Origin of the sequence: Psychromarinibacter sp. S121 (genome assembly GCF_049801035.1) — a bacterium.
Lineage (GTDB): Bacteria > Pseudomonadota > Alphaproteobacteria > Rhodobacterales > Rhodobacteraceae > Psychromarinibacter.
The window spans coordinates 90746-111460 of sequence record NZ_JBNAGE010000001.1 but is presented as its reverse complement, the minus strand read 5'-3'; the positions used below and the strand labels follow the sequence as shown (position 1 = coordinate 111460).

Annotated in this window: 24 protein-coding genes; 10 read left to right on the top strand and 14 right to left on the bottom strand. The window is 66.1% G+C overall.

Annotation, left to right across the window (positions count from 1 at the left end; genetic code table 11):
- Positions 1–84: 84 nt before the first annotated feature.
- Positions 85–378 carry a hypothetical protein gene (locus ACP156_RS00545; protein ID WP_425049332.1) on the bottom strand — a complete coding sequence of 98 codons (294 nt, stop codon included), beginning with the start codon at positions 376–378 and terminating at the stop codon, positions 85–87.
- Entirely contained in the window at positions 375–1625 is a 1251-nt protein-coding gene (locus ACP156_RS00540) for a Zn-dependent hydrolase (RefSeq protein ID WP_425049331.1), read from the bottom strand. The genes ACP156_RS00545 and ACP156_RS00540 overlap by 4 nt, the downstream gene beginning before the upstream one ends.
- A 445-nt stretch (positions 1626–2070) precedes the next feature.
- Here ACP156_RS00540 and ACP156_RS00535 point away from each other — a divergent pair, with 445 nt between their 5' ends.
- Positions 2071–2685: a TetR family transcriptional regulator C-terminal domain-containing protein gene (locus ACP156_RS00535; protein ID WP_425049330.1), complete on the top strand. Its 615-nt coding sequence runs from the start codon at positions 2071–2073 to the stop codon at positions 2683–2685.
- Between the two features lie 223 nt (positions 2686–2908).
- Positions 2909–3310 carry a hypothetical protein gene (locus tag ACP156_RS00530; RefSeq protein WP_425049329.1) on the top strand — a complete coding sequence of 134 codons (402 nt, stop codon included), beginning with the start codon at positions 2909–2911 and terminating at the stop codon, positions 3308–3310.
- A 69-nt stretch (positions 3311–3379) separates the two neighbouring features.
- On the opposite strand, the gene preA is transcribed toward ACP156_RS00530, so the two are convergent.
- From preA to ACP156_RS00510, 4 genes are all read right to left on the bottom strand, one after another.
- Positions 3380–4684: an NAD-dependent dihydropyrimidine dehydrogenase subunit PreA gene (preA, locus tag ACP156_RS00525; protein WP_425049328.1), complete on the bottom strand. Its 1305-nt coding sequence runs from the start codon at positions 4682–4684 to the stop codon at positions 3380–3382.
- Between the two features lie 54 nt (positions 4685–4738).
- Positions 4739–6073, bottom strand: a complete 1335-nt coding sequence (locus ACP156_RS00520) for an NAD(P)-dependent oxidoreductase (RefSeq protein ID WP_425049327.1) — start codon at positions 6071–6073, stop codon at positions 4739–4741.
- 172 nt (positions 6074–6245) lie between these two features.
- A complete protein-coding gene (locus tag ACP156_RS00515) occupies positions 6246–7058 on the bottom strand; it encodes a hypothetical protein (RefSeq protein ID WP_425049326.1) in 813 nt (270 codons plus the stop codon).
- A gap of 4 nt (positions 7059–7062) precedes the next feature.
- Entirely contained in the window at positions 7063–7896 is an 834-nt protein-coding gene (locus tag ACP156_RS00510; protein ID WP_425049325.1) for a glycosyltransferase family 2 protein, read from the bottom strand.
- A 236-nt stretch (positions 7897–8132) separates the two neighbouring features.
- On the opposite strand from ACP156_RS00510, the gene accB reads away from it, so the two are divergent.
- The 3 genes from accB (at position 8133) to aat (ending at position 10838) form a co-directional block, all read left to right on the top strand.
- A complete protein-coding gene (accB, locus tag ACP156_RS00505; RefSeq protein WP_425049324.1) occupies positions 8133–8636 on the top strand; it encodes an acetyl-CoA carboxylase biotin carboxyl carrier protein in 504 nt (167 codons plus the stop codon).
- A gap of 1 nt (position 8637) precedes the next feature.
- On the top strand, positions 8638–9984 hold the full coding sequence (gene accC / locus ACP156_RS00500) for an acetyl-CoA carboxylase biotin carboxylase subunit (protein WP_425049323.1): 1347 nt from the start codon (positions 8638–8640) through the stop codon (positions 9982–9984).
- Between the two features lie 203 nt (positions 9985–10187).
- Positions 10188–10838, top strand: a complete 651-nt coding sequence (aat, locus tag ACP156_RS00495; RefSeq protein ID WP_425049322.1) for a leucyl/phenylalanyl-tRNA--protein transferase — start codon at positions 10188–10190, stop codon at positions 10836–10838.
- On the opposite strand, the gene ACP156_RS00490 is transcribed toward aat, so the two are convergent.
- The 7 genes from ACP156_RS00490 to ACP156_RS00460 all read right to left on the bottom strand — a co-directional run bounded on the left by ACP156_RS00490 (position 10802) and on the right by ACP156_RS00460 (position 15480).
- Positions 10802–11338: a DUF2155 domain-containing protein gene (locus ACP156_RS00490; RefSeq protein WP_425049321.1), complete on the bottom strand. Its 537-nt coding sequence runs from the start codon at positions 11336–11338 to the stop codon at positions 10802–10804. The genes aat and ACP156_RS00490 overlap by 37 nt on opposite strands.
- On the bottom strand, positions 11335–11805 hold the full coding sequence (mlaD, locus tag ACP156_RS00485; RefSeq protein WP_425049320.1) for an outer membrane lipid asymmetry maintenance protein MlaD: 471 nt from the start codon (positions 11803–11805) through the stop codon (positions 11335–11337). Before mlaD ends, ACP156_RS00490 begins: the two co-directional genes overlap by 4 nt.
- Positions 11806–11808: 3 nt before the next feature.
- Positions 11809–12192, bottom strand: coding sequence for an NADH:ubiquinone oxidoreductase subunit NDUFA12 (locus tag ACP156_RS00480; protein ID WP_425049319.1), 384 nt, complete (start codon positions 12190–12192; stop codon positions 11809–11811).
- A 138-nt stretch (positions 12193–12330) separates the two neighbouring features.
- Positions 12331–12927, bottom strand: a complete 597-nt coding sequence (locus tag ACP156_RS00475; RefSeq protein WP_425049318.1) for a 2-hydroxychromene-2-carboxylate isomerase — start codon at positions 12925–12927, stop codon at positions 12331–12333.
- Positions 12928–13044: 117 nt separating this feature from the next.
- Positions 13045–13428 carry a RidA family protein gene (locus ACP156_RS00470; RefSeq protein WP_425049317.1) on the bottom strand — a complete coding sequence of 128 codons (384 nt, stop codon included), beginning with the start codon at positions 13426–13428 and terminating at the stop codon, positions 13045–13047.
- 4 nt (positions 13429–13432) lie between these two features.
- Complete coding sequence (gene clpX / locus ACP156_RS00465; RefSeq protein WP_425049316.1) at positions 13433–14698, bottom strand: ATP-dependent Clp protease ATP-binding subunit ClpX; 1266 nt, start codon at positions 14696–14698, stop codon at positions 13433–13435.
- 143 nt (positions 14699–14841) lie between these two features.
- Entirely contained in the window at positions 14842–15480 is a 639-nt protein-coding gene (locus ACP156_RS00460) for an ATP-dependent Clp protease proteolytic subunit (RefSeq protein ID WP_425049315.1), read from the bottom strand.
- Between the two features lie 157 nt (positions 15481–15637).
- Here ACP156_RS00460 and ACP156_RS00455 point away from each other — a divergent pair, with 157 nt between their 5' ends.
- The 5 genes from ACP156_RS00455 to ACP156_RS00435 all read left to right on the top strand — a co-directional run bounded on the left by ACP156_RS00455 (position 15638) and on the right by ACP156_RS00435 (position 20256).
- Complete coding sequence (locus ACP156_RS00455; protein ID WP_425049314.1) at positions 15638–15970, top strand: ArsR/SmtB family transcription factor; 333 nt, start codon at positions 15638–15640, stop codon at positions 15968–15970.
- Positions 15967–16461 (top strand): SRPBCC domain-containing protein, encoded by a 495-nt coding sequence (locus ACP156_RS00450; protein WP_425049313.1) that lies wholly within the window; start codon positions 15967–15969, stop codon positions 16459–16461. The genes ACP156_RS00455 and ACP156_RS00450 overlap by 4 nt, the downstream gene beginning before the upstream one ends.
- 121 nt (positions 16462–16582) lie before the next feature.
- Positions 16583–17575 (top strand): deoxyribose-phosphate aldolase, encoded by a 993-nt coding sequence (deoC, locus tag ACP156_RS00445; RefSeq protein ID WP_425050797.1) that lies wholly within the window; start codon positions 16583–16585, stop codon positions 17573–17575.
- On the top strand, positions 17572–17895 hold the full coding sequence (locus tag ACP156_RS00440) for a hypothetical protein (RefSeq protein ID WP_425049312.1): 324 nt from the start codon (positions 17572–17574) through the stop codon (positions 17893–17895). The genes deoC and ACP156_RS00440 overlap by 4 nt, the downstream gene beginning before the upstream one ends.
- A 15-nt stretch (positions 17896–17910) precedes the next feature.
- The gene (locus ACP156_RS00435; RefSeq protein ID WP_425049311.1) at positions 17911–20256 is read left to right on the top strand and encodes an aldehyde dehydrogenase family protein; all 2346 of its coding nucleotides are present in this window, start codon (positions 17911–17913) and stop codon (positions 20254–20256) included.
- A gap of 156 nt (positions 20257–20412) precedes the next feature.
- Here the strand turns inward: ACP156_RS00435 and ACP156_RS00430 are convergent, their stop codons facing one another.
- Entirely contained in the window at positions 20413–20661 is a 249-nt protein-coding gene (locus ACP156_RS00430) for a DUF167 domain-containing protein (protein WP_425049310.1), read from the bottom strand.
- Between the last annotated feature and the right edge of the window lie 54 nt (positions 20662–20715).

The window sequence follows — 20715 nt, the reverse complement described above, 5'->3', positions numbered from 1 at the left end:
CCGCCACCACCGGGTCGATCGTGCGCACCGCAGCGTGGTCCCGGATCACGCCCGGAACGCGTGTTCGCGAAGGGGCGATCTGCCTCACGCCTTCGCCGTTGCCGGGAACAGCGCCGCCATGCGGGCGTATTCCTCAGGCACGCCGTTCACCATTGCGACCACCACGCCACCCAGCGCGACATGGCGCAGGACGGGCAAGGCGTCGGCGGACGCGGGGTGTTCTACAGCCAGCCCGGCATCCTGCCGATCCGCCAGTTCGGGCAGCACCTCTGCCATTCCCGGCAGAACCGCGCCCAGCATCAGCGCGCTGGCCATCTTCGCCCGCCGGGCGTCGGCCGCCGTGATCTGTACTTCTTCGAATTCGGGCTCGTCGCTCACTCGACTATCTCCGCCGTTTCAACGACCGCATGGAACAGGACATCTGCCCCGGCGCTTGCCCATTCCCGGCTGATCTCTTCCGCCTCGTTGTGCGACAGCCCGTCCACGCAGGGGCACATGACCATCGCCGTCGGGGCGACACGATTGATCCAACACGCATCGTGGCCGGCGCCGGAAATGATGTTTCTGTGCGAGTATCCAAGCCGTTCGGCCGCGTTACGGATCGCCGAAACGCAGGTTTCGTCAAATTCCACCGGGTCGAAACCGCCGGTCTTCTCGAACGCCACCTCAAGCTCCATCTCGTCGCAGATCTTCTTGGCGCCCGCTTTCATGCGGGCCTCCATGTCCTCGATCACCGACAGGTCCGGCGACCGGAAGTCCACCGTGAAGACTGCCTTTCCGGGTATGACGTTGCGGCTGTTGGGATAGATGTCGATATGACCGGCAGCACCGACCGCGTCGGGCTTGTGCGACCACGCAATCTCGTCGACCAGTTCCAGCACGCGCGCCATGCCAAGCCCCGCATTGCGCCGCATCGGCATCGGGGTCGAACCGGTGTGCGCCTCTTTGCCGGTGATCGTCACCTGCGTCCACGACAGTCCCTGCCCGTGGGTGACGACGCCGATATCCTTGCCCTCGGCCTCTAGGATCGGGCCCTGTTCGATGTGCAACTCGAAGAAGGCGTGCATCTTCCGCGCGCCGACGTTCTCTTCACCTTTCCAGCCGATCCGCTCCAGCTCTGCGCCGAAGGTCTTGCCCTTGGCGTCTTCCCGGCTGTAGGCCCAGTCCTGTTCGTGAATGCCTGCGAACACACCCGAGGCCAGCATCGCCGGGGCGAACCGGGTGCCTTCCTCGTTGGACCAGTTGGTCACGACAATCGGATGCTTGGTCTTGATGTCGAGGTCGTTCAGCGAGCGCACAACCTCCAGCGCGCCCAGCACGCCCAGGACTCCATCGAACTTGCCGCCGGTCGGCTGGGTGTCGAGGTGGCTGCCAACATAGACGGGCAGCGCATCGGGATCAGCGCCTTCGCGGCGGAAGAACATGTTGCCCATGGTATCGACGCCCATGGTCATTCCCGCCGCCTCGCACCATTTCTGGAACAGGGCGCGGCCCTCGGCATCCTCGTCGGTCAGGGTCTGGCGGTTGTTGCCGCCCGCGACGCCCGGACCGATCTTGGCCATCTCCATCAGGCTGTCCCAAAGCCGCTCGCCGTTGATGCGAAGGTTCTCTCCTGGTGCCGCCATGATTGTTTCCTTACTTCAAGCCTGCTGTCGGTTCAGCGCAATTTCGCGCCGATATTGTTCGTTTCTTCATGTTTCCGCAGCCGCTGCGCCCGATCCGACCGGCGCTGGGCCGACCCGCCTGAGGCGCGTTGACGAAGCCATGGCCACCAAGCCCCGCGCGCCCCAGGACTGTGCGGCGCCGGCCCTTGGTACGCGCCGCGTCCCGCAAACCATCGACGGCGGCGAACACACCCATCCGCCTAGCCCCGCACCGCGCGGCCCGCACGGATTTGCGGGGCGACGGTGGTGTCGGCTGTCGGGTCAGGCGCCACGGCGGATCTCCGAAACTGGCTGCAAAAGGTTTGACCAATTGGTCAGGAAGACGCTACCACGGCTTAATGGGACGTCAAGAACATTGCGGTGCGGCATCTGGCCGTCGCAAACCTGCCCAGAAAAAAGGATAAAAATGGACGGAAAAGCGCCCCGGACGCGCATCCAGGAAAAGAACACCGCGGCGATCCTTGAAGCCGCGCTCGAAGTCTTCTCGCAAGCGGGGTTCCGAGGCTCCACGCTCGACCAGATCGCGAAGACGGCCGGGCTGTCGAAACCGAACCTGCTTTACTATTTCCCGTCCAAGGAAGCCATTCACGTGGCGCTTCTGTCCGGCATGCTGGACCTGTGGCTGGGTCCGCTGCGCGCGGTCGAGGCCAGCGGCGATCCGGTCGAGACGATCCTTGGCTACGTGCAAAGCAAGTTGCAGATGGCTCGCGAATTCCCCCGTGAAAGCAGGCTGTTCGCCAACGAGATCGTGCAGGGCGCGCCGCGCGTGCTGGGCATCATCGAAGGGCCGCTGAAGGAACTCGTCGACGAGAAAGCCGTGCTGATCCGGGGCTGGATCGCCGCCGGACGACTGGCACCGGTCGACCCGCATCATCTGATCTTCTCGATCTGGGCGACGACCCAGCACTATGCGGATTTCGACGTGCAGGTGCAGGGCATTCTCGGCCCCTCCGAAGCCCGCTTCGACGACGCCGCCGCCTTCCTCGACCACCTGTACCGCAGCGCGCTAACGCCTCGTTAACCACCCTCACGGTTTCATCTTGCTGTTAACGATTTCGGGCGGCCACCCGTCGTATAGTCATGCCTGATCGTAATCCGAGTGCAGGAGCAACAAGATGGGTGAATTTGCCCCGATACACGCGCTGGGAGGGGGCGTCATACCAATCCGGGCGCACCACGCAGTGAGCGTCAACGCGCTCGCCCCGGTAGAATCGTCATCAGGCGGCCGCGGTGCGCAGGCGCGCATGGATGCGGACCCGCAGACCGTTCGCCTTGCGGGCCGCGCCAGCGGTCGCGATGGGGGCGAGCCGGAAAGCGGCCCCGCCTACCGCGAACGGCCCGAGATCGACGACTTCACGCTGATCGGGCCGTCCCCGGCGTTTCAGGCGAACGTGCTGGAACTGGAACGCGACCTTCGCCGCGCCATCGAACGGCTGGAAAGCGAACGCAGCCGGGCCGAGGCAGAAGCCGCGCTGAAGATCGAAAAGGCCGAAGCGCAGGTCGAAGCCGCCGAAGACGCGAAGGCGGACGCCGAGATCGCGACGCGGGCGCTCGACACCGCCGCGCCCGCCGCACCGGTTCCGGCAGAAGCCGAAATCGCAACACCTGAACCGCCGGAACCGGCCACAGAAACAACGGCCGCCTAAGCGCAGCGCGCCAGACGGCCGTGGTCTTTCCCGGCCGGGACCGCCTTTGCGACCCGACCCAATGACGACTTATTCCGCGGCGGTTGCCGCCGGATTGTTCGGATGCGTCGTCCAGTTGGCATAGTCGGCTTCGACGGTCTTGCCGGTCCGCTCGTCCACCGCACCCGGCGCAAGCTGCTCCATGGTGATGCAATCCTCGACCGGGCAGACGTTGACGCACAGATTGCACGCCACGCATTCGTCGTCCTTCACCTCGAACACACGGCCCGGCTTCATCGCGATGGCCTGATGGCTGGTATCCTCGCAAGCCGCATAGCAGCGACCGCACTTGATGCAGGCCTCCTGATCGATCCGCGCCTTGGTGATGTAGTTGAGGTTCAGGTGCTGCCAGTCGGTGACATTCGGAACCGCCTTGCCGATGAAATCCGAGGTCGAGCTATAGCCCTTCTCGTCCATCCATTGCGACAGGCCCGAAATCATCTCTTGCACGACCTTGAAACCATAGGTCATCGCCGCCGTGCAGACTTGGACGTTGCCAGCCCCCAACACCATGAATTCCGCCGCGTCGCGCCAGGTGGTCACACCGCCGATGCCACTGATCGGCAGGCCATACGTCTCGGGATCGCGGGCAATTTCCGACACCATCGACAGCGCGATGGGCTTCACCGCCGGACCACAATAGCCGCCGTGTGACCCTTTGCCGTCAATCGTCGGCTCGGGGCACATGTCGTCCAGATCGACCGCGGTGATCGAGTTGATCGTGTTGATCAATGACACCGCATCCGCCCCGCCGTTCTTCGCCGCCCGCGCCGGCTTGCGGATGTCGGTGATGTTCGGCGTCAGTTTCACGATCACCGGCTTTTCATAGTACTGCTTGCACCACCGCGTGACCATTTCGATGTACTCGGGCACCTGCCCCACGGCCGAGCCCATGCCCCGCTCGCTCATGCCGTGCGGACAGCCGAAGTTCAGTTCGATCCCGTCGGCGCCGGTCTCGGCCACGCGTGGCAGGATCGCTTTCCACGAGGCTTCCTCGCACGGCACCATGATCGAGGCGATCAGCGCGCGATCGGGGTAATCCGCCTTTACCCGCGCCATCTCTTCAAGGTTCGTCTCAAGCGGGCGGTCGGTGATCAGTTCGATGTTGTTCAGACCCAGCAACCGCCGGTCCGCGCCCCAGATCGCGCCGTAGCGGGGGCCGTTGACGTTGACCACCGGCGGCCCTTCTTCGCCCAGCGTCTTCCAGACGACGCCGCCCCACCCCGCCTCGAAGGCGCGGCGAACGTTGTATTCCTTATCGGTCGGCGGCGCAGAAGCCAGCCAGAAGGGGTTCGGGGACTTGATTCCCAGGAAGTCCGTGCTGAGGTCAGCCATGCGGCATCTCCTTGCTGGTAGAGTTCGGGGAGGGTCGAAGGTACGGTTTCATCGTCATGCGCTCAGGGCCGCATGGATGTCCTCTGCGGCATCGCGGCCTTCGGCGACCGCCGTCACGGTCAGGTCGTCGCCACCCGAGGCGCAGTCACCCCCGGCCCAGACCCCGCCAAGGCTGGTGCGGCCCGCGCCGGTCACGGCGATCTTGCCGCCGTCCAGCGTCAGCCCGTCCGGCGCGCCCTCCAGCCTCTGGCCAATGGCGCGGAACAACTGGTCGGCGGGAAGGCGGAAGGTCTCTCCCGTCGGCTCCAGCCCGTTGGGACCATCCTTGGTGTATTCGAACTCCACCTCGCGCACAGCGCCGTTGCCGATGACCGCTTTCGGCATCGCATGCGTCACGATGCGGACGCCCTTGGACGCGGCGAGTTCCTGCTCGTACTCCGAGGCGCTCATGCGGTCCTGACCACGGCGGTAGACCATGGTGACGTTCTCGGCCCCCAGAAGCTTCGACTGCACCGCCGCATCGACGGCAGTCATGCCGCCGCCGATCACAACGACGTTTCGGCCGATCTTCAGCGCGGACAGATCACCCGCCTGCCGCAGCTCTGCGATGAAATCCACCGCGTCCGCGACATTGCCGGTATCCTCGCCCTCGGCCCGCAAACTGTTCACGCCGGACAGACCGATCCCAAGGAACACGGCGTCATAGTCGGCCTTCAACCCGTCCAGCGACAGCCCGTCGCCCAACGCCTTGCCGGTCTCGACCGTGATGCCGCCGATCTGCAGCAGCCAGTCGACTTCCTTCTGGGCAAAGCTGTCCACCGACTTGTAGCTGGCGATCCCGTATTCGTTCAGCCCGCCCGCCTTTGCGCGTGCGTCGAAAACAACGACATCGTGCCCCTTCATCGCCAGCCGGTGCGCGCAGGCAAGGCCAGCGGGACCGGCGCCGACGACGGCGACCGTTTTGCCGGTTGGTTCCGCACGGGTGAAAGGATGCCAGGACGCCGCCATCAGCGTGTCGGTGGCATAGCGCTGCAAGCGACCGATCTCGACCGGCTTGCCCTCGGCCGTCTCGCGCACGCAGACCTCTTCGCACAGCGTTTCGGTCGGGCAGACGCGGGCGCACATGCCGCCAAGGATGTTCTGATCGAAGATCGTCTTTGCCGCCGCTTCGGGCGTACCGGTCGCGATCTGGCGGATGAACAACGGGATGTCGATCGAGGTCGGGCACGCCTCCATGCACGGAGCGTCGTGACAGAAATAGCATCGGTCGGCGGCAACGACCGCTTCGTGATGTTCAAGAGGTGGGTGTAGGTCGCCGAAATTCGTGGCTAGGTCCTTTGCCGGCAACCTGCCAGCAGCCAGACCGGGCGTGAAGGGGCTGTTGCCCATGACGGTCTCCCTGTCTTGTCGGTAGGGAAAACTGTGCCACAGGCAAAAATTTTATCAACTGGTAAATTTTTTAAATCGACGTGAAGGCGCGAAACAACGGGCAAACGCCTAAATGCGCGTCATTCACAGGGAGAACGCTGCACGAAACCGCCGGTGCGGCGGCAAGCGGTACTTAGCGCCAGATACCGAAGCGCGCGCGCGCATACTCGACCGCCCGCCGGTTCGCTTCGTCGCGGCGCACACCGCCGACATCGGACCGGCACAGTGGGTCCTGCACCTCTGCCTCGGTGTCGGTCGGGTCGCGATAGCCGCCCTCGACCCAGATCGGGACATCGTTCTTCGCCACGCAGGCGGACAGCCAGACGTCGTCCACCGCCCATGCCTCTTCGGGCACGTCGAAGACCTCGGGGCCGAAGAACTCTGGCCGCACCAGAACGCCGCCACGCCCCTCGAACACGTCCGCGTATCCCGACCGCTTCACCACCCGCCGCCCCGGCGCGGGAAGACCCCGGCCCTTGGTCCAGTCCTGCCAGAGATAGCGCAGTTGGAACTCGACATCGGTGATCCGCCAGCGCCGCGTCATACGCGGTTGCAGCGGCCGCGACGCCTGCGCGTCCTCGTCCACCTGCATACCCAGCATCGCGATGGCCGCTTCGGGCCGCGCGTCGGTAAGGCGCAGATAGCGCGCGGCCCAGTCGGGCGCGTAATACTGGTCGTCGTCGCAGAACAGGATGCGCGTACCCGGTTCGGACCACGCCGCCAGCGCCCCCAACAGCTTGGTCGCGGGGCCCCAGTCCTCGGCCGTCCTGCGGATCGTCACGCCCTCGGGCACCTTGGGCAGCGTGCCGTCCCAATCCGGGAACCGGCGGTAGGACTGCGGGATCTGAAGCTCGACCACGTCCGCGCCCTGCACCGCGAGCGACTCCAGCGTCGCGCCGATCTTGTCGAAGCGGGACGGGACAGAGGAGAGCGAGACGATCAGCATCGGCTCAGGGCCAGATCCCGTAGGTCTCGCGCAGGTAAGCGATGCAGCGCTTGTTGGCCTCGTCGCGGTCGGCGCCCTCGATCTCGGCCATGTACAGGGCGTCCGAGATGCCGGCGGGGGTGTGCTGGGTGTCGTGCTGGTCGGCGATGATCCAGATCGGCACGTTCATCCGCGCAAGGTGGCCGGACAGCCAGACGTCGTCCACGGTCCAGACCACCGGCGGGATGTCGAAAGCCTCGTCGTCGAAGAACTCGGGCCGCACCATCGCGCCCGCGAAGCCCTCGAAGCAATCGGCATAACCGGACTGGCGGAACAGGCGGCGGGTCGGTTCGCGCAGGTACCTGCGTTCGACCGGCGGGAAGATGAACTCCCACGCCATCTTCAGCTGAAAGCCCCAGTCCATGCCACGGCTGCGCTTCTTCGCGCGCGGCTGGATGCGGTTCTTCATCTGCGACTGGCCGTAGCGGTCGGCCTCGAACCCGGCGATGGCAAGGCAGCAGTCGGGATGGTCGCGGCGCGCGTCGATGTAGGTCTGCGCCCAGTGGGGTTTATAGCGCCGGTCGTCGTCGCACAGGATGATGTCGACGTCCTGACCGCGATGCGCCTTGGCGGCAAACAGAACCTTCGTCGCGGGGCCCAGGTCTTCCTCGACCCGCACGATCTCGACGCCCTTCGGCACCTCGGGCAGCACGCCGTCCCAGTCGGGAAACCGGCGATAGCGGTGCGGGATGTAAAGCTGGATCGCGTCGATCGCCGCCTCCTGCCGCAGAAGGCAAGTCAGCGTTGGCTCCAGCTTGTCGAACCGGCTGGGGATCGAGGACAGCGAAATGATGGTCACGGGCGGTCCCCTGAGGAAAGTTGCGCGGACCCATGGGTGAAGCGGTCGGTGCGACACCGCCCCGACCCGCGGGTTGCTGCGGCTTCCGGTTGTCCTTGGCCCCGTCCGCGATGTCAAGCCGACCGCCCCCGGCAGGCGGAAACAGACTTTTATGTCCGGATTCGGTAGCCTATAAGGCGCCAGCACCGCGCATGTCACTCACCTGCGCGGTCATGAGGATTCCGAGGCGAGTACAAATGGCGAAACCGACGAACGATGATGATGTGGCCTTTGTTCAGGCAATGGCCGAAATCCTGCGCAGCAACGATCTTGCGGAACTCGAGGTCGAGCGCGGAACCAAGGACACCGGCAAGCTGACCCTGCGCCTGAGCCGCGTGGCGCGTTCGGCCCCGTCGCCGATGTTCCACCAGCAGGCCGCCGCCGCACCGGTTGCCGCCCCTGCCCCTTCGGCCGCCGCCGAAGCGTCCGCAGATACGGCCGCGCCCAGCGACGATCCGGCCAGCCTGCCCGGCGCCGTGACCTCGCCGATGGTCGGCACTGCGTACCTGTCGCCCGAACCGGGCGCCGCTGCCTTCGTGAAGGTTGGCGACACCGTCTCGGAAGGTCAGACGCTGCTGATCGTCGAGGCGATGAAGACGATGAACCAGATCCCGTCGCCGAAAGCCGGCACGGTCAAGCGCATCCTCGTCGAGGACGCTTCGCCGGTCGAATACGGCGCTCCGCTGATGGTCATCGAGTGATATGTTCGACAAGATCCTGATCGCCAACCGGGGCGAGATCGCCCTGCGCGTCGTCCGCGCCTGCCGCGAGATGGGGATTGCCAGCGTCGCGGTGCATTCGACCGCCGACAGCGACGCCATGCACGTGCGCATGGCGGACGAGGCGATCTGCATCGGCCCGCCGTCGGCCACGCAGTCCTATCTCTCGGTTCCCTCGATCATCGCCGCCTGCGAGATCTCGGGCGCGCAGGCCATCCACCCCGGATACGGCTTCCTGTCCGAAAACGCGGCCTTCGTGCAGATCGTCGAGGACCACGAGATCACCTTCATCGGCCCCTCTGCGGAACACATCCGCCTGATGGGCGACAAGATCACCGCCAAGGACACGATGCGGAAGCTGGGCGTGCCCTGCGTGCCCGGATCCGACGGCGGCGTTCCGGACGTCGAGGCCGCCAAGGCCATCGGCACCGAGTTCGGCTATCCGGTGATCGTCAAGGCCACCGCTGGCGGCGGCGGGCGCGGCATGAAGCTGGCGCGCTCCGAGGCCGAGATGGAGACCGCTTTCCGCACCGCGCGGTCCGAGGCGAAGGCCGCCTTCGGCAACGACGAGGTCTATATCGAGAAGTACCTCGGTAACCCGCGCCACATCGAGATCCAGGTCTTCGGTGACGGCAAGGGCAACGCGGTGCACCTTGGCGAACGCGACTGCTCCCTGCAGCGGCGTCACCAGAAGGTCTTCGAAGAGGCCCCCGGCCCCGCGATCGACGCCGAGACCCGCGCCCGCATCGGCAAGGTCTGCGCCGACGCCGTGGCCGAGATCGGCTATTCCGGCGCGGGCACCATCGAGTTCCTGTACGAAGACGGCGAGTTCTACTTCATCGAGATGAACACCCGCCTTCAGGTGGAACACCCGGTGACCGAGGCGGTCTTCGGCGTGGACCTCGTGCGCGAACAGATCCGGATCGCCGCCGGACATCCGCTGTCCTTCACGCAGGACGACCTGCAGGTGAACGGTCACGCCATCGAGGTCCGGATCAACGCCGAGAAGCTGCCGAACTTCGCGCCCTCGCCGGGACGGATCACGCAGTACCACGCCCCCGGCGGGCTGGGCGTTCGGATGGATTCCGGCCTGTACGACGGCTATTCGATCCCGCCCTACTACGACAGCCTGATCGGCAAGCTGATCGTCCACGCACAGGACCGCCCCGCCGCACTGGCGCGGCTGCACCGGGCGCTGGGCGAGCTGATCGTGGATGGCGTCGACACCACGGTGCCGCTGTTCCACGCGCTGCTGGAAGAACCGGCGGTGCAGAAGGGCGACTATTCGATCCACTGGCTGGAAAAATGGCTGGCCGAGAACCTGGGCTAGGGGTTTCGCCGCGCTGAGGCGCGGCGCCCCCGCGGGGGGGGGGGGGGCGGGGCCCCCCCGGGGGTGTGGTGGCCCCCGCGCCCGGGCCCCCGCCACCCCGCGGGGGGCGCCGCCCCCCGCACCCCCCGAGGTATTTCCCAAGAGAAGAAGCAGGCGGAGCGGCAGGACTGGACTTGCCGTTCGCGAGACCTCATTTTCTGTTCATGCATCCGCAAGCCCCCTCGATCACGCCGGAGACCCTGCTGCGCGCCTATGCCGCCGGGATCTTTCCGATGGCCGAGACGGCGGAATCGGACGAGATCTTCTGGGTCGATCCGCGGCGGCGCGGGGTGTTTCCGCTGGAGGCGTTCCACATCTCGAAGTCGCTGGCGCGCGCGATCCGGCGTCAGGACTACGAGGTCACGCTGGACCGCGATTTCGAGGGCGTGGTCCGCGCCTGCGCCGACCGCGAGGAAACATGGATCAACGGGACGATCTTCTCGCTTTACATGGCGCTGTATCGGCGCGGGAACGCACATTCCATCGAGGTGTGGCGGGACGGCGCGCTGATCGGCGGCGTCTATGGCGTGACGCTGGGGGGCGCGTTCTTCGGTGAGAGCATGTTCTCACGCGCGACGGGCGGCTCGAAAATCGCGCTGGCCTACCTTGTCGCACATCTGTCGCGCTGCGGCTTCGCGCTGTTCGACACGCAATTCCTGACGCCGCATCTGGCGTCGCTGGGCGCGGTCGAGATCAGCCGGCGGGCCTATCACCAGAAATTGCAGGCGGCGTTGGAGAAGCAGGCGGATTTCCGGAAGTTCGCGGCGGCGCCGCGGGCTCAGGACATATTGCAGCGCAGGACCCAGACGTCGTAGCGCGGATGGTCGAGCGCGTTCAGCGCCGGCGAGGACGCCACCATCCAGCCTTCGAACACCGGCACCTCCTCGCCCGCCTCGCGGATCACGAGATAGGCGTAGGCGTCACCCGACGGGTTGTCCTCGGGATAGCGGCAGCCGCCGAGCGTGACCTGCAATTTGCCGAGGCCCTGCGTGTCGCCGTTCCCCATCTCGATGTCGACCACCTGGTTCGCGGTGCGGTCCAGCACGCGCACCACGCCGCCAGAGGCGGTGACGGCGCGGACCGGCGGCGCCACGGGTTCGACGTCGTCCGGAATGAACTCAAGGTCCAGGTCGGGTTCCAGAAGCGAGCCGTCGTCCATCCGTTCCAGCACGGTGCCGTCCTGCAGGCGCTGGCCCGGGGGGATGATGTTGCCGTCCTGCTCGGGCGGGACGATCAGCACGCCGTTGCCCTGCTGTGCGGCCACGGCCACGGCCGACAGCGCAAGACCGGCGGCCAACGCGAGGATGCGGATCATTCGGTCGCCTCTCCGGCGCCATCACCGCCGCCGCCTACGAATTTCAGCAGCAGGCTGATCAGGCTGACCGAGCTTTGGGTGTCGTAGATTTCGTCCCCGGGTTCGTATTCCTCGAACATGCCGCCCGGCACGATCTCGAGGAAGCTGCCGCCCAGCAGCCCTTCGGAACTGATGGCGACCGCGGTGTCCTGCGGCAGGCGGATGCTGTCGTCGACCGTGAACACGGTCTCGGCCCGGAAGGTGGTGGGATCAAGCTGCATGCCCGTCACGGTGCCGACCTTCACGCCGGCCATGCGCACGTCGGTGCCGACCGACACGCCTTCGACCGAGCGGAACGAGGCGTGGTATTCCGCCAGTTCGCGGCTGCCTCCCATGACGCCCGAGACTTGCCCGGCGTACACGAGAAACACGGCGGCGACCGCCAGCACGGCGCCGCCAACGATCACTTCGGTTGCACGTTCAGCCATGGATCACTCCGGCTGCCAAGCCTCGTAATCGGACCGCTCCACCGGCTCTGGGCGGCGGATCGAGCCCGGCGGCGCATAGGCCAGCATGGTGCCCGTAAGGTTTTCCTGATGCGGCTTTTCCCACGCCTTGTGCTTCAGCGGCGCCTCGGTCGGGGGGGCGTCGAAGGTGTGGTGCAGCCAGCCGTGCCATTCGGGGCTCACGCGGCTTGCCTCGGCCTCGCCGTTGTAGATCACCCAGCGGCGCTTGCCGCCTTCGGACTGGTAGAAGACATTGCCTTCCGCGTCTTCACCGACCTTGGTGCCGTGACGCCAGGTCCAGAACTGGGTGTTCAGCGTCTGACCGTTCCACCAGGTCACCGCCCGCAGCAGCGTGTTCAGAATGCCCATCGGCACCTCCGGAAATTGCTGGCCCCGGTATGACCCATGCGCGCGCGGAGGTCCAGTGACAAGGCCGCGCGCGGCAGCGGGTCGCCGGGCCTGCGCTATCAGGAAAGGGTGAAGGGAAGCTTGCAGCGCGCGGGGGCGTCAGAGATGGCCCGAAACCGCCCAGGCCAGCGCGTCGTCCAGCCGGTCGTCGCCCCAGAACACCTCGCCATGCACGACGAAGCTGGGGGATCCGAAGACGCCCATCGCCTTGCAGGCCTCGGTCTGCGCGGCGAGGTCGGCACCTGCGGCGTGACCGCGGGCCTCTTCCAACACCGCGTCCGGGTCCTGATCCGCCAGCCGCAGCGCTTCCGAGATGTTCGGCTCGCTGCCAGCGGGAAGGCCGTCCTGAAACCACATGCGATAGCTTTCGACCGTGAAAGCCTCGGCCCAGCCCTGCTCCACCCCCAGCAGGGCGACGCGGTTGGCGAGTTCCAGCCCCTCCAGCGGGTAGGGCGCCGGCAGCCGCGCGGGCAATCCGTACATCGCCGCGCGCCGTTCGATGTCGCGCCACATGTAGGCGGTCTTCACCGGCTTGTCCTTGAACGGGATATTGTTCTGCGCGACCATGATCTCGCGCACGTTGAAGGGACGCCACCTGAGATCCACACCGGTCGCCCAGGCGACGTCCCGGATGCGCATGACGGTCAGGTACGAATACGTACTGCCGATCGAATACCAGAAGTCGATACGTTCCATGACTTCTCCGGGCTGGCTTACCCCCACCCTAGACCTCTGACGCCCGCCGCTCAATCCGTGGTCTGATTTTTCCGCAGAACGCCTGTCAGCAGGAACCGGCAGACCGGCCCCGGCAGGTCAGCGGGCCGAGGGATCGAGGGCCATCAACTCGATCTCGATCTTCATCGCGGGATGGATCAGGCCGGAAACAATCATGGTCGCCACAGGCGGATTGTCGCCGAATGCTCCGCGCAGAAGCGGCCAACAGGGCTCGAAGTCATCGGGATTCGGCAGGATGTACCGCACCCGCACCGCATCCGCGAATCCCGCGCCGACCTCTTCCAGCGCGGCGCCGATGCGGGCCAGCGTGTTGCGGCACTGGGTGACGACGTCGTCGGGCATCTCGCCGGTTTCGAGGTCGGCCCCGGTGGTCCCCGCAACATGCACAAAGCCGCCCGCGAGGACGGCTCTGCAGTATCCGATCTTTGCCTCGTAAGGCGAGCCGGAGAAGACGCGTTTCACGGGATCAGCCCGCGCTCGCGCCTTCCTTCTTGGTATCCGCGTAGATCATCAGCGGCGCGCTTTCCGAAGAGGTCACGGCGTCTTCGTTGACCACCACTTCCTCGACCGACTCCATGCCCGGAAGATCGAACATGGTATCCAGCAGGATGTCTTCCATGATCGACCGCAGGCCACGGGCGCCGGTCTTACGCTCGATCGCGCGCTTGGCAATCGCGACCAGTGCGTCGTCGGTGAAGGTCAGCGTCACGTCCTCAAGCTCGAACAGGCGCTGGTACTGTTTGACCAGTGCGTTCTTCGGCTCTGTCAGGATGGTGACAAGCGCTTCCTCGTCGAGATCCTGCAGCGTCGCGATGACAGGCAGACGACCGACGAATTCCGGGATCAGGCCGAACTTCAGAAGGTCTTCCGGCTCCAGCTCGGTGAACATGTCGCCGATGGTGCGGGACTCTTCGTCCTTCACGTCGGCGCCGAAGCCCATGGCAGAGCCACGACCGCGCTGGCTGATGATTTTCTCAAGCCCTGCAAAGGCGCCGCCGCAGATAAACAGGATGTTCGTGGTGTCCACCTGCAGGAATTCCTGCTGCGGATGCTTGCGGCCGCCCTGCGGCGGAACCGACGCCACGGTGCCTTCCATGATCTTCAGAAGCGCCTGCTGCACGCCCTCGCCCGACACGTCGCGGGTGATCGAGGGGTTGTCGGACTTGCGGGTGATCTTGTCGACCTCGTCGATGTAGACGATGCCGCGCTGCGCCCGCTCGACGTTGTATTCCGACGCCTGCAGCAGCTTCAGGATGATGTTCTCGACATCCTCGCCCACGTAACCGGCTTCGGTCAGCGTGGTCGCATCCGCCATGGTGAAGGGCACATCCAGAATGCGCGCCAGCGTCTGCGCCAGCAGCGTCTTGCCGCAGCCCGTGGGGCCGATCAGCAAGATGTTCGACTTCGCCAGTTCGATGTCGGATTTGCCCGCGTGGTTCAGTCGCTTGTAGTGGTTGTGAACCGCCACCGACAGCACCCGCTTCGCGTGGAACTGGCCGATCACGTAATCGTCCAGAACCTCGCAAATCTCCTTCGGCGTCGGAACGCCGTCCGACGACTTCAGGCCGGAGGATTTGGTTTCCTCCCGGATGATGTCCATGCACAGCTCGACGCACTCGTCGCAGATGAACACCGTGGGCCCTGCGATCAGCTTGCGCACCTCGTGCTGGCTCTTTCCGCAGAAGGAGCAGTAGAGGGTGTTCTTGCTGTCGCCCGATGAATTGTTCGCCATAATCTCAAACCTCTGAGCCCGATAGCTCCACGGCCTTACCGACCGTGTCGAACTTCAACGTACCTGCCTTGCCCCAAAGCCTAGGACAGACCCCAAGGGGGTACAACGCAAAACTTGTCACGCGCAGGTCACGTTTTCCGTGCTCACTTGTCCCCTTCGGGCTGGGCGCGGCTTTCGACGATCTCGTCGAGATGGCCCCACTCCAGCGCTTCCTGCGGCGACATGAAGTTGTCGCGCTCCAGCGCCGCTTCGACCGCCTCGACCGGCTGACCGGAGTGCTTCGAGTAGATCTCATTCAGGCGCTGCTTCAGCTTCTGCGTCTCGTTGGCGTGGATCATGATGTCCGTCGCCTGGCCCTGGTAACCGCCCGAGGGCTGGTGAACCATGATGCGGGCGTTCGGCAGCGCGAACCGCATCCCGGCGGCGCCGGAGCAGGCCAGCAGCGAGCCCATCGAGGCCGCCTGACCCACGATCAGCGTCGACACCGGCGGGCGGACGTACTGCATGGTATCGTAGATCGACAGCCCCGAGGTCACGACCCCGCCCGGGCTGTTGATGTACATCGAAATCTCTTTCTTCGGGTTCTCGGACTCGAGGAACAGAAGCTGCGCCACGATGAGCGAGGCCATGCCGTCGTGAACGGGACCGTTCAGGAAGATGATCCGCTCCTTCAGGAGGCGCGAGAAGATGTCGTACGCACGCTCGCCACGGCTGGTCTGTTCGACCACCATCGGGACGAGGTTGCTGGTGAAATCGTTGAACTGGTCGATCGGGTCTCTCATCGTGCCTGCCTTTTCCCTGCACCGGTCTACCCGGTGATGCGTCAAGAGAGTCTTATTCACGCCCGGGGAGGCCTGCAAGGGCACCCCGGACTGTTGGTAACCGAATCGAGGCTAGCATGCACTTGACAGAAGCGTAAGCCACGACTTACGGTAAGCCATGTCTTACGAAACGACCCTTACCGCGCTCGCCGATCCGACCCGGCGCCACCTGCTGGAACGCCTGCGGGACGGCCCGCTTGCGGTCAGCGCTCTGGCCCGCGACCTGCCGATCAGCCGGCCGGCGGTATCGCAGCATCTGAAGGTGCTGTCGGACGCGGGCCTGTTGCTGGTGGAACCCGCCGGGACCCGCCGCCTGTATCGCCTTGCGCCCGAGGGTCTGGACGACCTTCGCGCATGGCTCGACCGCCTGTGGGGCGACGCGCTCGACAGCTTCGCCGCCCGCGCACACGACATCGCCCGAGAAATCGCCCGAAAGGAGACGCCCCAATGACCGCCGCCGCGAAGACCTCGCCCGCCCCGCTTGCGCCTATCGTGAAAACCGTCACCGTGCCGCTCGACCCGCGCCGCGCCTTCCGGCTGTTCACCGACGAGATGTCGGACTGGTGGCCGCTCGACAGCCACTCGCTGTCGGCGCAGGACGGCGCGCCCGCCCGCCGCGTGACCGTCACCCCTGCCGAGGGCGGTCCGGTGTTCGAGACAAAGCCCGACGGCACCACCGCGCCCTGGGGCCGCGTCACCGAATGGAAGCCGGGCGAAAGGTTCGGCATGACATGGCACGTCGGCCAGCCCGAAGAGACCGCAAGCCACGTCAGCGTCAGCTTCGACGTGGTGGCCGACGGCACCAAGGTGACGCTGGTCCATGACAACTGGGAGGCGCTTGCCGACACCGCCGCCGCGCGGCACACCGGGTACGAGACAGGCTGGAACATGGTCTTCGTCACCCGCTACGGCACCGCCGCCCGGATGCTTGTCACGGCCTGACCGGAAAACGGGGCAAGGCGCCGCCACCTGCGCCTTGCCCGTCTTGTCTTCACCACCGCCCCATGCGACTTTCGCCGCTGACAACAGCGCGAACGGAGGAGCCGCGGTGAAACAGTCCACCATCCGCGAAGTCGGCCGTGACGAAACGACGTCTCACCTGCCGCAGGTTCACGAAGCCCGCAATCCGGGCATGGCGCTCGACCTCGACTGGGTCCTGTCGGCCCGCGCCAACACCTCGGCGATCGAGCGGCGTGCCGCCACCCTGCCCGGCCGCCGGTCGGTGAAGAAAGAGTATCAGGCCGCATGGCTGCTGAAGGCGATCACCTGCATCGACCTGACCACGCTGGCCGGTGACGACACCCCCGGCCGTGTCCGCCGCCTGTGCGCCAAGGCGCGCCAGCCGGTGCGTCAGGACCTCCTGGACGCGCTTGGAATGGGGCCGATCCACACCGGCGCCGTCTGCGTCTATCACGACATGGTCCCCACCGCCGTCGCCGCCCTGGAGGGCACCGGCATCCCAGTCGCCGCCGTGTCCACCGGGTTTCCGGCGGGCCTGTCGCCCCTGCCCCTGCGCATCGCCGAGATCGGCGAAAGCGTGAAGGCAGGCGCCCGCGAGATCGATATCGTCATCTCGCGTCGCCATGTGCTGACCGGCAACTGGCAGGCGCTGTACGACGAGATGAAGGCGATGCGCGAAGCCTGCGGCGACGCCCATGTGAAGGCGATCCTTGCCACCGGCGAACTGGGTTCGCTGCGCAACGTGGCCCGCGCCTCGCTGGTCTGCATGATGGCGGGGGCGGATTTCATCAAGACCTCGACCGGCAAGGAATCGGTGAACGCCACCCTGCCGGTGTCGCTGGTGATGATCCGCGCGCTGCGGGATTACTTCGACGAGACCGGCTATCGTATCGGCTACAAGCCCGCGGGCGGCATTTCCAAGGCGAAGGACGCGCTGACCTACCTTGCGCTGATCAAGGACGAGCTTGGCAACCGCTGGCTTCAGCCCGACCTGTTCCGCTTTGGCGCGTCGTCGCTGCTGGGCGATATCGAGCGCCAGCTGGAACACCACGTGACCGGCCGCTACTCGGCCAACTACCGGCATGCGATGGCATGAGGCAGGCATCTGCCATTCTGATCTCGCAGATGTTCGTAACAACATGTTACGCGCAGGGTGCAACCTCGGCCTTCCCGGACGAAGTCCTCGGCATCTCGAGCTCAAACATCTGGCATTCCAATGTCGGAATTCAGAGTGCGGATCTGGCTGCTAATGGCTGGGCTCTGATTGCGGCCACCACAGTTGGGGTCGATCAGGGACAGTACGTTGTCACGTTTTGGCGCAGCCAGAATGGGTCGACGGCGCGATGTCTCGACGAGACCAATGAGGGCGGCTTTCTAGATCGCTACGATTATTGCCAGTTTCCGGGCACGAAATAACAGAGGTCGGACAAAATGAACGTACCCGAGATCTTCGACAGCATGGATTACGGTCCCGCCCCCGAAAGCGCCGCCGAGGCGCTGGCGTGGCTGGTCGACGGCGGTGACCGCTTCGGCCATTTCATCGACGGCCACATGACCGACCCGGGCGACGGTTTTCCGTCGAAGAACCCCGCCACCGGAGAAGTCCTCGCCACCCTCTCCCAAGCCACGCAGGCCGACGTCGACGCCGCCGTCGCCGCTGCCCGCAAAGCCCAGCCGAAATGGGCGAAACTGCCCGGCCACGCGCGAGCGAAATACCTCTACGCCCTCGCCCGGCTGGTGCAGAAACACGCGCGCCTGCTGGCGGTGCTGGAGACGCTCGACAACGGCAAGCCGATCCGCGAGAGCCGCGACATCGACATCCCGCTGGTCGCCCGCCATTTCTACTATCACGCCGGCATGGCCCAGCTGATGGAGGCCGAACTGCCCGGCCGCGAGGCGCTTGGCGTCTGCGGCCAGATCATCCCGTGGAACTTCCCGCTTCTGATGCTGGCGTGGAAAGTCGCGCCCGCCATCGCGATGGGAAACACGGTGGTGCTGAAACCGGCGGAATACACCTCGCTGACCGCGCTGCTGTTCGCCGATCTGTGCCGCGAGGCGGGGCTGCCGAAAGGCGTGGTCAACATCGTCACCGGCGACGGCGCGGTGGGCGAGATGATCGTGACCCACGACGACATCGACAAGATCGCCTTCACCGGCTCGACCGAGGTGGGTCGCGCGATCCGCAAGGCGACTGCCGGGTCCGGCAAGGCGCTGACGCTCGAGCTTGGCGGCAAGTCGCCCTACATCGTCTTCGACGACGCCGACATGGACAGCGCGATCGAAGGGCTGGTGGACGCGATCTGGTTCAATGGCGGACAGGTCTGCTGCGCAGGCTCGCGCCTGCTGGTGCAGGAAGGCATCGCCGACCGTTTCCACGAGAAGCTGAAACGCCGCATGGACGGGCTGCGCCTTGGCGACCCGCTGGACAAGTGCATCGACGTCGGCGCCATCGTGGACCCGGTGCAACTGGACCGCATCGCCTCGCTGGTGAAAGGCACCGCGGGCGACGTCCACCATGCCTCCTGCGCGATGCCCGAGGGCGGGTGCTTCTATCCGCCGACGCTGATCTCGGGGCTCGAGGCCGCGGATCCGCTGATGCAGGAAGAAATCTTCGGCCCGGTGCTGGTGTCGACCACCTTCCGCACGCCGTCGGAAGCGGTGCAACTGGCGAACAACACCCGCTACGGGCTGGCCGCGTCGGTCTGGTCCGAGAACGTGAACCTCGCGCTCGATGTCGCGCCCAAGCTGGTGGCGGGCGTGGTCTGGGTGAACGGCACCAACATGTTCGACGCGGCCGCCGGGTTCGGCGGCGTGCGCGAAAGCGGCTTCGGGCGTGAAGGCGGCTGGGAAGGGCTGATGGCCTATACCCGCCCCGCGACCGAGACCAAGGCGCTGAAACCCGTCGCCGCCGTCGCCGCGCCGAAGGACGCAGGCGTCGACGGGCTGGACCGCACCGCCAAGCTGTACATCGGCGGCAAGCAGGCGCGGCCCGACGGCGGCTATTCCCGCCCGGTCTGGTCGCCCAAGGGCAAGCTTCTGGGCCACGCCCCCATCGGCAACCGCAAGGACCTGCGCAACGCGGTCGAGGCCGCCCGCGGCGCTTCGGGCTGGTCGAAATCCACCGGGCACCTCAGGGCGCAGATCCTCTACTACCTCGCCGAGAACCTGTCGGCCCGCGCCGACGAGTTCGCCGGGCGGCTGCACGACATGACCGGCGCTAGCGCCAAGGCGGCAGACGCCGAGGTCGCGGCCTCGGTCTCGCGGCTGTTCTCCAGCGCGGCCTGGGCGGACAAGTACGACGGCGCCGCCAAGGGAGTGCCCCTGCGCGGCCTCGCCGTCGCGGTGAACGAACCGGTGGGCGTGATCGGCGCCTTCTGCGCCGACGACGCGCCGCTTCTGGGGCTGGTCTCGGTGCTGGGCGCAGCGCTGGCGATGGGCAACCGGCTGGTCGCGGTGGCGTCCGAGCCCTACCCGCTGGCCGCCACCGACTTTTACCAGCTGCTCGAAACCTCCGACGTTCCCGCCGGCGTCGCCAACATCGTCACCGGCAGCCACACCGAACTGGCCCCGCAGCTTGCGGGCCACATGGACGTGGATGCGGTCTGGAGCTTCTCGTCCTCCGACCTCTCGGGCGTGATCGAGCGCGAGGCGGCGGGCAATCTCAAGCGCACATGGGTCAACAACGGCCGCACCACGGACTGGAGCGCAGCAGAGGGCCGCAGCTGGCTCGCCGCGGCGACCGAGGCGAAAACCGTCTGGGTTCCCTACGGCGAGTAAGACCCGAGTGGCGCCAGGGGGCTCTGCCCCCCACGCGCTTCGCGCGCTCCCCCCGAGGTATTTCGGAAGAGAAGAAGAGCGCGGACGCCTGTTTTTCTTCTCTTTGAAAATACCTCGGGGAGCGCGAGGGGCTGGCCCCTCGCTTCGCCGCCCGCGTCACGCGATGCGGAAGACCTTGTCGCGCGACGTTTGTCCCCGGATCAGGTCCAGCCGTGATTTCGGGACCCCCAGCGCCTTGGCCAGCAGCTTCTGCACCGCCGCATTGGCCTTGCCGCCCTCGGGCACCGTGGTGACATAGACGCGGATCTGCCCGTCTTCTTCGATGACCGTATTGCGTGACGCTTTGGGCGTCACGCGCACCGGGATCTCGGCGCCGGTTTCGGCAAGGTGGGACAGGTCGGTCATCGGGTTGGAACCTCCGCGCCTCCGTTCTAGTGTCCCGCCGACAGGACCGACAAT

Excerpts from the sequence above, each read along its gene's own strand:
- ACP156_RS00520 (WP_425049327.1), bottom strand. The coding sequence starts at position 6,073 with ATGGGCAACAGCCCCTTCACGCCCGGTCTGGCTGCTGGCAGGTTGCCG.
- mlaD (WP_425049320.1), bottom strand. The coding sequence starts at position 11,805 with ATGGCTGAACGTGCAACCGAAGTGATCGTTGGCGGCGCCGTGCTGGCG.
- ACP156_RS00515 (WP_425049326.1), bottom strand. The coding sequence starts at position 7,058 with ATGCTGATCGTCTCGCTCTCCTCTGTCCCGTCCCGCTTCGACAAGATC.
- accC (WP_425049323.1), top strand. The coding sequence starts at position 8,638 with ATGTTCGACAAGATCCTGATCGCCAACCGGGGCGAGATCGCCCTGCGC.
- aat (WP_425049322.1), top strand. The coding sequence starts at position 10,188 with ATGCATCCGCAAGCCCCCTCGATCACGCCGGAGACCCTGCTGCGCGCC.
- ACP156_RS00460 (WP_425049315.1), bottom strand. The coding sequence starts at position 15,480 with ATGAGAGACCCGATCGACCAGTTCAACGATTTCACCAGCAACCTCGTC.
- preA (WP_425049328.1), bottom strand. The coding sequence starts at position 4,684 with ATGGCTGACCTCAGCACGGACTTCCTGGGAATCAAGTCCCCGAACCCC.
- ACP156_RS00430 (WP_425049310.1), bottom strand. The coding sequence starts at position 20,661 with ATGACCGACCTGTCCCACCTTGCCGAAACCGGCGCCGAGATCCCGGTG.
- ACP156_RS00440 (WP_425049312.1), top strand. The coding sequence starts at position 17,572 with ATGAGGCAGGCATCTGCCATTCTGATCTCGCAGATGTTCGTAACAACA.
- ACP156_RS00490 (WP_425049321.1), bottom strand. The coding sequence starts at position 11,338 with ATGATCCGCATCCTCGCGTTGGCCGCCGGTCTTGCGCTGTCGGCCGTG.
- accB (WP_425049324.1), top strand. The coding sequence starts at position 8,133 with ATGGCGAAACCGACGAACGATGATGATGTGGCCTTTGTTCAGGCAATG.
- ACP156_RS00540 (WP_425049331.1), bottom strand. The coding sequence starts at position 1,625 with ATGGCGGCACCAGGAGAGAACCTTCGCATCAACGGCGAGCGGCTTTGG.
- ACP156_RS00535 (WP_425049330.1), top strand. The coding sequence starts at position 2,071 with ATGGACGGAAAAGCGCCCCGGACGCGCATCCAGGAAAAGAACACCGCG.
- ACP156_RS00455 (WP_425049314.1), top strand. The coding sequence starts at position 15,638 with ATGTCTTACGAAACGACCCTTACCGCGCTCGCCGATCCGACCCGGCGC.
- ACP156_RS00480 (WP_425049319.1), bottom strand. The coding sequence starts at position 12,192 with ATGGGCATTCTGAACACGCTGCTGCGGGCGGTGACCTGGTGGAACGGT.
- ACP156_RS00475 (WP_425049318.1), bottom strand. The coding sequence starts at position 12,927 with ATGGAACGTATCGACTTCTGGTATTCGATCGGCAGTACGTATTCGTAC.
- clpX (WP_425049316.1), bottom strand. The coding sequence starts at position 14,698 with ATGGCGAACAATTCATCGGGCGACAGCAAGAACACCCTCTACTGCTCC.
- ACP156_RS00435 (WP_425049311.1), top strand. The coding sequence starts at position 17,911 with ATGAACGTACCCGAGATCTTCGACAGCATGGATTACGGTCCCGCCCCC.
- ACP156_RS00450 (WP_425049313.1), top strand. The coding sequence starts at position 15,967 with ATGACCGCCGCCGCGAAGACCTCGCCCGCCCCGCTTGCGCCTATCGTG.
- ACP156_RS00530 (WP_425049329.1), top strand. The coding sequence starts at position 2,909 with ATGGATGCGGACCCGCAGACCGTTCGCCTTGCGGGCCGCGCCAGCGGT.